Annotated in this window: 13 protein-coding genes; 7 read left to right on the top strand and 6 right to left on the bottom strand. The window is 43.0% G+C overall.

The genetic code is table 11. The features are described from left to right. Nucleotides 1-120 precede the first annotated feature (120 nt). Nucleotides 121-1,446 (top strand): glycoside hydrolase family 5 protein, encoded by a 1,326-nt coding sequence (locus PN836_RS00375; protein WP_395342250.1) that lies wholly within the window; start codon nt 121-123, stop codon nt 1,444-1,446. Here PN836_RS00375 and PN836_RS00370 read toward each other — a convergent pair. Continuing rightward, nucleotides 1,391-2,512: an acyltransferase family protein gene (locus PN836_RS00370; protein ID WP_415926382.1), complete on the bottom strand. Its 1,122-nt coding sequence runs from the start codon at nt 2,510-2,512 to the stop codon at nt 1,391-1,393. The two genes, PN836_RS00375 and PN836_RS00370, sit on opposite strands and share 56 nt — an antisense overlap. Nucleotides 2,513-2,522: 10 nt before the next feature. Next, complete coding sequence (locus PN836_RS00365) at nt 2,523-3,137, bottom strand: histidine phosphatase family protein (RefSeq protein WP_395342246.1); 615 nt, start codon at nt 3,135-3,137, stop codon at nt 2,523-2,525. Between the two features lie 83 nt (nt 3,138-3,220). Between PN836_RS00365 and PN836_RS00360 the strand changes: the two genes are divergently transcribed. Continuing rightward, nucleotides 3,221-3,952: a hypothetical protein gene (locus PN836_RS00360; RefSeq protein ID WP_395342245.1), complete on the top strand. Its 732-nt coding sequence runs from the start codon at nt 3,221-3,223 to the stop codon at nt 3,950-3,952. 53 nt (nt 3,953-4,005) lie between these two features. Here PN836_RS00360 and rlmE read toward each other — a convergent pair whose 3' ends face one another. Then, entirely contained in the window at nt 4,006-4,638 is a 633-nt protein-coding gene (gene rlmE, locus PN836_RS00355; RefSeq protein WP_395342242.1) for a 23S rRNA (uridine(2552)-2'-O)-methyltransferase RlmE, read from the bottom strand. A gap of 158 nt (nt 4,639-4,796) precedes the next feature. On the opposite strand from rlmE, the gene PN836_RS00350 reads away from it, so the two are divergent. Then, the gene (locus tag PN836_RS00350) at nt 4,797-5,555 is read left to right on the top strand and encodes a TrmH family RNA methyltransferase (protein WP_395342239.1); all 759 of its coding nucleotides are present in this window, start codon (nt 4,797-4,799) and stop codon (nt 5,553-5,555) included. Between the two features lie 70 nt (nt 5,556-5,625). Here PN836_RS00350 and PN836_RS00345 read toward each other — a convergent pair whose 3' ends face one another. Next, entirely contained in the window at nt 5,626-6,975 is a 1,350-nt protein-coding gene (locus tag PN836_RS00345; RefSeq protein ID WP_395342237.1) for a hypothetical protein, read from the bottom strand. 549 nt (nt 6,976-7,524) lie between these two features. On the opposite strand from PN836_RS00345, the gene glpQ reads away from it, so the two are divergent. Further along, a complete protein-coding gene (glpQ, locus tag PN836_RS00340; RefSeq protein WP_395342235.1) occupies nt 7,525-8,454 on the top strand; it encodes a glycerophosphodiester phosphodiesterase in 930 nt (309 codons plus the stop codon). 52 nt (nt 8,455-8,506) lie between these two features. On the opposite strand, the gene PN836_RS00335 is transcribed toward glpQ, so the two are convergent. After that, the gene (locus PN836_RS00335; protein ID WP_395342233.1) at nt 8,507-9,406 is read right to left on the bottom strand and encodes a flagellar protein MotY; all 900 of its coding nucleotides are present in this window, start codon (nt 9,404-9,406) and stop codon (nt 8,507-8,509) included. A gap of 227 nt (nt 9,407-9,633) precedes the next feature. Here PN836_RS00335 and rnt point away from each other — a divergent pair, with 227 nt between their 5' ends. Both rnt and PN836_RS00325 read left to right on the top strand, forming a co-directional pair. Continuing rightward, nucleotides 9,634-10,314, top strand: a complete 681-nt coding sequence (rnt, locus tag PN836_RS00330) for a ribonuclease T (RefSeq protein ID WP_395342231.1) — start codon at nt 9,634-9,636, stop codon at nt 10,312-10,314. 78 nt (nt 10,315-10,392) lie between these two features. Further along, nucleotides 10,393-10,587, top strand: coding sequence for a (2Fe-2S)-binding protein (locus tag PN836_RS00325; RefSeq protein ID WP_395345382.1), 195 nt, complete (start codon nt 10,393-10,395; stop codon nt 10,585-10,587). An 84-nt stretch (nt 10,588-10,671) separates the two neighbouring features. Here PN836_RS00325 and PN836_RS00320 read toward each other — a convergent pair whose 3' ends face one another. After that, complete coding sequence (locus PN836_RS00320; protein ID WP_395342230.1) at nt 10,672-11,004, bottom strand: Grx4 family monothiol glutaredoxin; 333 nt, start codon at nt 11,002-11,004, stop codon at nt 10,672-10,674. A gap of 356 nt (nt 11,005-11,360) precedes the next feature. Between PN836_RS00320 and PN836_RS00315 the strand changes: the two genes are divergently transcribed. Further along, nucleotides 11,361-11,942, top strand: a complete 582-nt coding sequence (locus PN836_RS00315) for a Fe-Mn family superoxide dismutase (protein ID WP_395342228.1) — start codon at nt 11,361-11,363, stop codon at nt 11,940-11,942. Nucleotides 11,943-12,166 lie beyond the last annotated feature (224 nt).

Below are 12,166 nucleotides of genomic sequence, written 5' to 3'. Positions count from 1 at the left end.
GACCTAGTATTATTCTTCAGTGCTCCGGTCATAGAGCAAACGATTTAAACCACAGATAACTTGTTTCATTGCTCTAATTAGCATACTGTTTTAAATTGAATTTGTTTCTGCAAATAAAATATGAATAGATTCGCATTTGCCTTCATTACTTTATTTTTTGCTGCCATAGGTGCGGTTCACGCCAGTGAAGATACACCTTTTGAACAAGTGCCTCCTGACAAACTCAGTTATTGGGATTCCCAACGCAAAGGCACCAATTATTTTAACCAAATACCACAGCGAGCTTGGTTTCAAGCGGCTCACGATGCTGGCATTCATACGGTGCGATTTACCTATGAAAAATGGCAAAGCGATCAGCGCGACTTTTTGCTCGGCAATGCGGACAATTATCAAGGCTTAGTAAAAGCCGACCTCAAAAAACTACTGACCTATCTTGACGTTGCCAATGAGTACGATATCAAAGTCGTTATTACACCACTAAGTTTGCCTGGCGCACGATTTCGACAAAGCAACGCCAATCAAAATGATGGGCGTCTTTGGTTGGAAGGCATGATTGAGAATTCCGACAATGTCGATAATGTCGTTTCTACAAACAATACTACTTCATTTTTAGTGCAGTCTAAGCACTTTTGGAAGGACTTGGCAGGCGAATTAAAAGACCATCCTGCTGTGATTGGTTATACCTTAATTAACGAGCCCTTTCCGGAAAAGTTCTATGACAAAAAGACATTTTGGACCGGTGATTACGGTAGGTGGTATCAGAGCGTTAAAGGCGGATCTGGTGACCTTAATCGATTTAATCAACAAATGGTAAATGCCATTCGCGAAGTAGATGAACATACCCCTATCGTTCTTGAATCAGGCTTGCACGCAACGCCTTGGGCGTTTAAATATCTTAAGCCAGTGGATGATGAGCGCGTGATCTATTCATTTCATATGTATGAGCCTTATGAATACACAACAAAACGCATTAACCAAGGCAAGTTCGAGTATCCCGGCAAGGTGTTTATCCCCGCCCTAGAAGACAATTTTGACATGAACAAAGTAAGCATTGAGCAATTTTTATCCCCGGTAGTTAAGTGGGCTGAGCGGCACAGTATTCCTGCAAACCGAATTTGGGCAAGTGAGTTCGGCGTGGATAGAACCATGCCCGGTGCTGCTCAATATTTGTCTGATTTAGTGGAGATTTTTAATCAGCATAAATGGCATTGGGCCTTCTACGCTTACAGAGAGGACAATTGGAACTCAATGGATTACGAACTTGGCAAGCATAAGCCCTATTGGAAATATTGGGACTATCAGCAAGCCGGAACGCTACATCTGCACTACGACGAACTATACAAAGAGAAATCAAACAACTCAGTATGGATGACGCTAAAAAAGGAGTTCACTAATGTCGAGGCTTCAAACCGAATAAAAAACGCAGAGCATCAAACTTATAAATGAGGTACTTGCAAAGCCCGGCGCTTATCAAAAATGAAGCACTCAGCACCACGCTCGCTTTTAACCAAACGGGGAGAGTAAGCTGTACAACAAAAAATGCAATTATTACGATCACGGTTTGATGCAAAATATAAAACGGGAAGATAAGCTGATTGGCAGTTCGCATCCATGCGGGTGTCGATTTTATGTAAGTTTGTGCATAACCGAGCATTGTGGCGAGCCCAAAATAGCTTAGCAGGGTGCATAAAAACCACCAGATTGACCATCTTGTTGCCAATGAAAAATAGGCGCTATAGTCAGGGAAATAATAAGCATAGAACGCAACACTCACAGTAATAAAGCAATACAGACTAAAACGTCGATTACTACTAAAACTTCTCCAAGCTACAGGATGTGCTACAAACACCATTCCAATGATGAAAAACGACAAGTAAAAAATGATGTTTGAAATTTCACTGATAAAAAACGCATTATCCTCTGGAAAAAAATGTTCAAATATCACTCTTGAAATCGCAAGCATGAGCGCAATCAAAATCGTCGCACTTTTTAAGCCGATTCGCTTAGCGATCGCATTGTCACTTTGTGAAGCAAATATACTTGAAATAAGCGGTTTAATTGCAATGGCGAGCAACATGAATATCAATAAATATTCGATGAACCATAAATGATTCACCTTAAACTCAAGCATTAAGGTTGGAAACGCGGAAATAAGTGAACGGTACTGAGCGATGTTTTCAAAATAAGTTTGAGGCGGCACAACTAACAGCACACCTACTGTGAATGGCAATAACAACCGCAGCGCCTTAGCTTTTAAAAAGCTGACAGACCTTAATTTGGATAACAGTATGAAACTTCCTGCCCCGGCAATAAAAAACAAACTAGGCAGGCGAAGCTGCTCAAAATATACCATGATGTCGTCAAGCACTTTGCTTGAGTCAGCGTTCATGATGTGCCATCCATCGCCGTTAAATGGCATAAAACAATGATGCACAAATACGGCCACAATTAGTATCACTCGTAACCAGTCTAGTTCTGACAACCTGCTTGTTTGCTGTGTTGTTTGCGGCATTGTCGTTTCGTTAGTCATCGGCGCCCTCGTCAGCTTTGATGCTTGAGGTATTAGCTGACCAGCTAACTAGGCTTTCTGTGGAACATTCGATGGTTTCGCCATCAACATGTACAACAAAAATATCACCGTAATCGTTTGCACCAAGCACGACTTCCTCACAGCCTAAAGCCGCATATAAAACACCTGTCGTGTTACTATGGCCAGCGATCACAGCATTATCTTGCTTTGCAAGCAACTCCATTGCAAAGTCTGAAAGAGCCCTTGGGTCGTATAGACTGATATCGAGTGATTTGATCTTAGCGAGTGCTGAGACACTGGTACGTGTTCGAACGTAATCTGTTGAATAAATAGCGCTTAAGGGATGTTCAGACATCAACTGCGAAAACAACTGTGCATTGGATGCGCCCTTTTGGCTGAGAGGAACGTCAGGATCATTCGTGTTTGCGGCTTTCTCAAAATGGCGGATCAGATAAATATCAAAGGACGCTGCTGAGGCAGCATAACCTGACGCACTCGTGAGAACAGTGAGTAAGAGAATTAGAGTGGAAAGGTTTCTCTGCATGATGACATTTACCTTGATTTTGTTAGCAATATAATCCAAACCATAGCAGATAATAATAGTCATAGCCTAGCGGCATTATGTGTTCCATAAGTCTCGTCAACGCGAATTTGATGATAGATCATATGAGTGTATTAAAGGTGTTTCAGATGTTAAAAGCGCTAGCTGGGAAAATTGCATTTATTAGTTTGTTGGTGAACTTTAGCGCTAATGCAGACTATGCGCTTGGGTGCAACGACCCTGAATATCATCAGTACATGGCAGAGCAATTTGATCGTTTTGATACAAAAAATCGACGTTTACTGAACGATACCCTTAGCGATTATGAGCGAAGCCTCGCAACAAGCGCCAACCCGTATCAGGTGATTGGCGATCTAAGTAGACATCTCAGATATAGCGCCCAATTCGACACATTTGATGAGGTTAATGCCAAAATAGACCGTATTTTCGAGCATGCTAACGAGTTGAGTAAGGAGCAACAAATAGCCGGTTACGTGCTTGATAGCTTCAGCAGCGAAACACACGCGGTTGGCATTGCGCGAGCCTGGCTCGCCTACAGACAAGGTAAGCATGAAGAAGCCTTCAAGGAGTTATTGGAGTCAATTGAAATCAGTGATTCTGCAGTATTAAGCGCTTTTGGCCCTGACTTCAACTTAATTCGCCAATTGTATCGCGATGGGCACATTGAGCCGGTTGTGGCCTATATCAACAAAACTGAAGACTTCTGGACTGGACGCCGTCCCGACGGCCTGCGCCATGTATGGCGTGAAATGATAAATGCAGAATGTAAAATACAATTTGATTCTTTCGACGCGGTTAAAGCCTTGGAACTTGGCCTTCGTGTTATCGATGTAAACAAAGACTATGGCATTGGCAGATAGGCCAATGTGACTTCCGCCATTGCGCGTGCAAATAACGAGATAGCACCTAAAAACTAAGCGCCTTTGAAACCTTTCGCGACCACATATACTTCTCGAGAACGTGGCCGAGAGGCGGCTGGCTTGCGAACGAGTACTTTGTCAAAAGAAGTACGAACATCTTTAACATATTCTTCGTAACCCACACCTTGAAACACTTTTGCGCAAAAACTGCCACCTGGCTTTAATACATTGCGAGCCATATCTAGCGCTAGCTCTACAAGATATATTGAAGCGTGTTGATCGGTCGTATTCACGCCACTGATATTAGGCGCCATATCAGAAACAACTGCATCTACCTTATCACCTTCTAAAGTCTGTAAGATTTGCTCGTACACTGCATTTTCAGTGAAGTCACCTTGGATAAATGTTGCACCAATTATACTGTCCATAGGCAGAATATCAGACGCAATCACACGTCCTGTGTCGCTTCGATTAGTGACTAGGGGGACCAAAACCTGCGACCATCCACCCGGTGCTGATCCTAAATCCATGACCACATTGCCTGGGCGAAACAACTTATCTTTTTCGTTAATTTCTATCAACTTGTAGCTGGCACGAGAGCGATAACCGTCAGCCTTAGCCTTTTTTACGTAGGGGTCGTTGACGTGCTCTTCAAGCCATTTTTTACTGCTTTTTGATCGTGCCATGAGGTGACTAAGCTATTAAGATTGTAAATACGACGCTCATTGTAAGCGGGCTTTAGGTATTTGCAAATTCCTCGTAGTTGCAAATAAACGAATTAAGCTCATAAATGAATGAGCAGTGCTATTATGCGTTGGCAAATAGGAATCTAAAGTTGGGCTATATGAAGCTAGATGATGTTAAAAAGTTACATCAAAAAAAGTACCGCAAACAGCTGGGATATTATTTAGTTGAGGGCGAACACCTCATTCTAGAGTTGGAAAAAGCAGCACTCAAGCAGCCATATTTAAACGGAGTCACACTATATGTGACTGATAACTATCAGCAGTGGGCCGCACAGCTAGCATCTCATTTTACGGTAGTCAGCGTCACTACCAAACAGATGGCTCAACTTAGTGACACAAAAACACCCCAAGGGATCATAGCCTGTGTTCCGCTACCGCTAATGAAACCCGAAGCTTTGAGTCAAAAAGAACAATCACATGGGCAGCAACAACGCTGTATTTATCTGCATGAAGTGCAAGATCCCGGAAACTTAGGCACGATAATACGAACGTTGGCCTGGTTCGGAAATTTTCGTTTGTTAATCAGCGCCAACAGTGTCGATCCATTCAACTCTAAGGTCGTTCGGGCTAGTATGGGCGCTATTTTTCATGTGCCACTTGAATTGGATATAAGCCTAGAGGACTTGCAAGAACGTTTCACAAATTTCGCGTATTTGGATATGCAAGGTAATAGCATCAGTTCAGAAAAATTTACCAACTATGATTGTTATTTATTCGGCAATGAAGCACGAGGAGTACCCTTTGAAGCGCTGTCAGCGTTTAATGCAGATGCCTTTACCATCAAAGGAAGCGGATGCATTGATTCGCTCAATTTAGCCAGTGCAGTAAATATTTGTGCGTACCGGCTAAGCAGCTAGCGTTACGCCCATGCACTAGTTTGCGCACGGACGATATTGAAGGGGTTACTACCTACTAGAATAATCAGGGTTAGTTTTTAGCGCGATCCATTGCATTTCTGTATGAGACTCCGTCGCTTGCATTAAAGTTAAGCGCGGTATCATTAACGACATACCACTCATAGGGATACAGCTCAAAACTATTAGCTCCGCGATTTCGTGCAAAGTCCATAAGCTCGACTAAATTACCTGTCTTCATGCACCCTGCCACGCCATTATTATTACCGCTAGCACATTCAGGAACGTTAGTATTCTCGTTTGGACGACCAATCACACCGCTGTGAGTTGGCGTTTGCACTTGTAATACAATCCCTGCGTTTTTATTGTCATTGAACAGCTTACACCAATTGGCATTGCAGCGCTGTCGGGGGCTGGCATTCCAACGATCAAGGTCCGAAGTAGTTGCCCCCTGAACGCCTAAGCCAAGTTTCGGTGCCCCGCCAAGTGACCGTGTTGCCTCATTTTCGGTATCATTCGCGAACTTGTTTACACCTTGCGAACTGCGCGTGCGAAAATCATTCAACGTCACCACGATTGGCTTATTTGAATCAAAATTTCTAAAAACTCTCACGGTTTCTTTGGTGAAGTTCAACCAGGTTGTAAAAGCTTTATTCGCTTTTTCGGTGTCATTCGCGCCTGAGAACAAACTGACGAACTTATCTCGGCAGAAGTTTGTTGGTGTTGTGGTGCCGTTTGCAGGATAGGATTCAGCGCCAACCCCTATACCAAATCTGAAGTAGTTGATTCTATTGTCATTCTCGTAACGTCTCACCAACTCTTTCAGAGCGGTTCGATATGGGTTTTTCACTCGCCCTTCCCAAAATTTTGGCAAAGGAAGTTGCCCATTTGTGCCAGTGCCCTGCGCCGTGCCTTCTGGACATTTGAAGCTTACACCGGGCTCATCCAATATAAATTGAGGAGTCGCAGATTGACCTGACGGAAATTTCTGTGACTCCTTTTGAACGGCGGGCCACACTAGCAGGTTAACCACCTGCCCTCTGTCAGCCCATGGCTGAATCTGGCTTTCGACAAAATCCCAATTGTAACGGCCCCCTTGTGCTCCTGGTCCCCTGTCAAACTGACGCCATGGGATAATGACCGTTCCACCAGACGTTCTATCGTCGAAATGCGCACATTCAATATTGCGGTCGGCAAGCCCATTTGCGTCATTAGGATTAGTTGAAAACGTTGCGCCCGGCAAATTAGACGATACAACAAATAATCCCTTTACAAAGCCGTTTGAACGCACAGTCCGAGAGCCTCCCGGGGATTCATTACACGTTGCAAAGTTCGCGGAATCAATCGGGGCTGCAGTGTAAGCTGATGAGGCACTAACGAGACAAAAAGCACCTGCGAGCAATGAAATAATTGTTTGTTTCATTGGATTCTCCAATATAAATATATAAGGTTTTGCTTACGCCAAGTGTGCAATCGATAAGAGGACACACAATGCACAAGCCAAAAGGAAGGCGTTTCAACGCCATATCATTAAAGCTAACGAGTTATCAAAGTTAGGCTGTTGAGTAACAGCTAAGACTGTTTTTTGTTTTTTTGGGGAAGTGAGAGGAGCACAAGTGCTTTTTCATCAATTTGCGTCAAAGTCGATATATGCTATTGATATTATATGCATTTCCTTAACACTACGGCTTAACTCACAAGGTCTTAACACGAAATGTAATCGGTAACATTAATGATTGCAACATATTTTTAAATAATAATTTACATTTTAATATTATTAGGTGATTGCCTGTCATGTTTGAATCGAAACATGCCCTATTATTGTGACCGCGAATGTGCATAATCATGAAGACATCTACAGTAAACACCTGACTGATTCAAAAAACACATGCTAATTATCGTCAAGTTTAGTAAGACCTTATTTGTAAAAGCATTTACGTTTATGTTGTTGTACTTGCTGTGCAAGCCTCTCTTGGCAATCGATATCATTGCTCACAGAGCGGCTTCTGGATTTTTACCCGAGCACACTAAAGAAGCCTTGGTACTTAGCTTCATGCAAGGCGCAGATTACATCGAACAAGACTTAGTGGTAACAAAGGACAACCAACTAGTCGTTCTTCATGATATCTATTTAGAAAACGTAACAGATGTAGAGTCAGTCTTTCCTAAGCGAGTTCGAGAAGACGGGCGCTGGTACGCTGTTGATTTTACACTTTCTGAGCTGCGTCAATTGCGCGTTCATGAGCGGGAAAATAATCAAAAGCTGCGTGTCTATGCTCAGCGCTATCAAGGGCATGCACACTTCACCATCGCGAGTTTTGAAGAGCATATAGAACTCATCCAATCCCTCAATTATTCTTTTGATAAACAAGTTGGCATTTACCCGGAGATTAAGGCCTACCATTGGCATTTGAGCGAAGGGAAAGACATCTCGCAACTGCTATTTAATATCTTAAAAAAACATCAACTCAATTCAGCGGATGCAAGGATATTTGTGCAGAGCTTTGAGCCAGCAGTGCTCAAGCGTTTACGATTTGACATGGGCGCTAAATTCAAAATGACGCAGCTCCTCGCAAGCAACAGTTGGGATTTGAATCAGGTTGATTACGAGCTATTGACTAGTGACGAAGGCTTACGCAATATCGCTAGCTACGCGCAGGCAATTGGGCCTTGGATCCCGAAAGTTATTGATATAAACACCGATACATCTACCGGACTGGTGCAGCGCGCTCAGAAGCACGGTTTAGCTGTACACCCTTTTACTTTCAGAAGCGATGTTATTAATCAAGCCATGCCGGCCGACGTCGCATTTTCTCGATTACAGGCACTTGGGCTTGACGGCATATTTACTGATCATGTTATGCCCTACATGCTACATAAACCGAAAGAACCCGAACTCTGAATAAGAGACCGCGCTTAGCAGCACTCATAGCCCAGACTAAAGAGACAGAACACTAGGACTCTTTAGAAAGCCTCACAACCACTCGACGGTTTTTAGCTCTATCTAAGCGTGTATCATTTGGAGAAGAGTGTCGTTTTTCGCCGTGGCCAGTTATTTGGATCCTATCTTCAAGCAGCCCTAAGCCAGCAAAGTAGTCTTTTACTTCATTCGCGCGTTTAATTGAAAGCTTTTCGTTGTTGTACGATCCACCCCAACTATCGGTGTAGCCGTCAATTAGCACTAAATCAAGATCTAAGTCTTCCTTTAAGTATTCACCTATCATGTCTAAACGACGCTTAGAGTATGGCGTTAGCTCGGTACTGTTTTTCTTATATGCAAGGACGGTGTAGGCGATATCCTCAAGGCTGTATGGCAATAAATTTGTGATACAGCGACTAAACTGATGATAACTATCTCCAAACTTACTTGCATTTAAAGAAACTGCTACGCCATCGTTGGGGTTTAACCAATCGCTGTATTCAATGGTAGGCAAAAAGCCCTTTTCCAATTCGGTTAACATTTGCCATGCAGATTCAGAGGGCAAATCGCCGTCGTATTGCTTGCGCAAATCCATATTTGCTATTTCACGATTTGCAACGCCCGACATCCATCGAGGCGCCATAGAGTAGACTCTTGCGCTGTCATATCGAGAAGGTAAACGCCACATGTCTAGAGTGAACTCCATGTTCAACTGCTTTGAGGCCTCAGAATAAAATAATGCCGTACCGTAACCATCTATCTCATGTTTGAGCTCGCATTTAAGCCGCGTTTGCTCACTTAACTTCCAATCTGATTGCTCAACATCAACTACATAGTGACGCAAGCTGGCGTAACTATCTGTCGAAATCATCAGCAAAATAGTGACTATCGCAATAGAAACTGATTTTGCATAACGAGCAATCATTGGATTCATCTACACACCTCTAAATTCGTCGGCCAGTCTCTTGCAAAGCCAAATATGGTTCTTATGAAGACTATCGGCTTCCGATGGAAAATGTTTAGGCTCAATACGCCTCTAAATTGCCTGTGAGCTTTGCCTTCATAGCTGAAGTTCGGCATACTACGCGCAAAGTCATTGCTAGCGTGAATGTACAATAATCTGCGGTTAGCTGAGCCTTAAATAAGGAACATTTGCGATAAATGAACAACAGCAATTTGGGTACGGATAGTTCGCAAAAATCTCAAGCGTCCAACAATACATCTTTTCAACTTTCTGAGCGTTTTCGTGGCTACTTCCCCGTCGTGATTGACGTAGAAACCGCAGGATTTAATGCCGATACGGATGCCATTCTAGAAATTGCGGCTATCACCCTTAAACTCGGTGAAGATGGGACATTTTCACTCGACCAAACCTTTCATGAGCATGTTCAACCCTTTGAGGGGGCGAATATTGAGAAGGCGGCGATTGAATTTAACGGTATTGATCCTTTTTGCGCGCTCAGAGGCGCCCTCCCTGAAGAAGAAGTGTTCAAGGCTTTATGTAAACACATCCGCAAAGCGCAAAAAGCAGCCGAATGTCAGCGTAGCGTGATAGTTGCACACAACGCGCACTTTGATCAAAGCTTTGTGAATGCGGCACTTGAACGACATGGCATTAAACGCAGTCCGTTTCATCCTTTTGTTTCCTTCGACACTACGTCTCTTGCCGCTCTAAGCCTTGGGCAAACCGTCTTAGTGAAAGCATGTGAGGCTGCCGAGATTGATTTTCAGCAGTCACAAGCACACAGCGCCTTGTATGACACGCATAAAACTGCCGAGCTGTTTTGCCACATTCTCAATAAATATCATACGCTTGGCGGTTGGCCACTCTCATCAACATAAATCCCGAGGTAAAAAAGACTTGCCTTTAATGTAAACAACAACTATTATCATTTGCATGTAAATTATATGGGTGAGCAGATGTTCGTTTGTATGTGCTACGGCATAACCGATAAGCAAATTGAAAACGCAGTTAGAGAAGACAGCGTTGGCAATATTAGAGAGCTGAAAAAGCATCTTGGTGTGGGTTCTCAGTGCGGCACCTGTGTGGACATGGCGGTCTCAATTATCGACCGAACAATTATTGACGAGTCTTTATTCAAAGAAGTGTGTTAGTAAAGCCAAAAATAAAAGCTATTAATGAAAAAGCCGGATTTGTCAAAAAATCCGGCTTTTTTGTATCGTTTATGCAAAGTAAAACTAAGCCTCTGGTGAGTCCTTTGGCGCAGCTTCTTTTATCAAACTTTGTAACTCTCCTTGTTGAAACATTTCAAGAATGATATCGCAGCCACCCACTAGTTCGCCATTCACCCACAATTGCGGAAAGGTTGGCCAGTCTGCAAATTTAGGTAACTCAGCTCGGATATCAGGGTTTTGCAAAATATCCACATATGCAAATTGCTCTCCGCACGACATAAGCGCTTGAGAAGCCTGGGCAGAAAAACCACAGTTCGGCAGCTTAGGGGATCCCTTCATGTATAAAAGGATAGCATTTTCGCTAATTTGTTCTTTAATTTTATCGATTGTTTCCATTTCAAAACCATGATTCATGTAAATGTTAAAGGGCAATTGGTGCAAAACAAGGGGCGCACGCTCTCGGCACACACGTTATTACGTATACCAACATTAATTTGGATTCACACTCTACAGTATGGGTGAGTTTACATAATATCAAGCGCTAAGCACATTATATTGTTCACAAGCACATGCTTTTACACATCTAGCCTGTTATATCACCATATATCGTAAATAAGTGTGATCTTGTTTGCCATTAAATACGAAATAAACTGCATCTTCATTGGAATACAATTAAAGGCATGAAGGCTTGAAATTTAATCCTTCGTCCGCACTTCAGTTTCGAATTAGCAAAACTCACACGGAGAATACACATGGCTTTTGAATTACCCGCTCTACCCTACGAAAAAAACGCGCTTGAACCACATATTTCAGCTGAAACCCTCGATTTCCACTATGGTAAACACCACGCAACCTATGTAACAAAGCTTAATGGCCTAATTGAAGGTACCGATTATGCCGACAAATCTCTTGAAGAGATTGTAAAAAGCAGTGATGGCGGTGTATTTAACAACGCGGCTCAAATTTGGAACCATACCTTCTATTGGCATAGCCTAAGTCCAAATGGCGGCGGTGAGCCAAGCGGCGCACTTGCTGACGCAATCAATGCAAAGTGGGGTTCATTTGCTGACTTTAAAACAGCATTTAACGATAAAGCAGTCAACAACTTTGGCTCTAGCTGGACATGGTTAGTGAAAACCGCTGACGGTAGTCTCGACATCGTTAATACTAGCAACGCTGGCACACCCATTACCGATGACGGCGTAACACCGCTGCTCACAGTCGATTTGTGGGAGCACGCGTACTACATTGATTACCGCAATGTTCGTCCTAACTACCTTGAAGGGTTCTGGGCACTTGCAAATTGGGAATTTGCATCTAGCAACTTTGCGTAATAGACATAATAGTTAGTCTAAAAAGCCCTGATTATTCAGGGCGTTTTTAAAGTTGTCGCAACATAAAGCTGACTCAGGTCTTTATAACTAACAAGAAACGTTCAGATTGATGTTTTTTAAGTTACTGTCAGCAAACGAATACCAACCAATACAAGAAAAATTATCACCCATGGTCTGCTGAACATTAACGGCTGCGAGAGCGTCCTTTAAAGATGCTCCCGATA

Origin of the sequence: Ningiella algicola (assembly GCF_028401415.2) — a bacterium.
In the GTDB taxonomy this organism is placed as follows: Bacteria; Pseudomonadota; Gammaproteobacteria; order Enterobacterales; family Alteromonadaceae; genus Glaciecola.
This window is presented reverse-complemented; position numbering and strand designations above follow the sequence as displayed.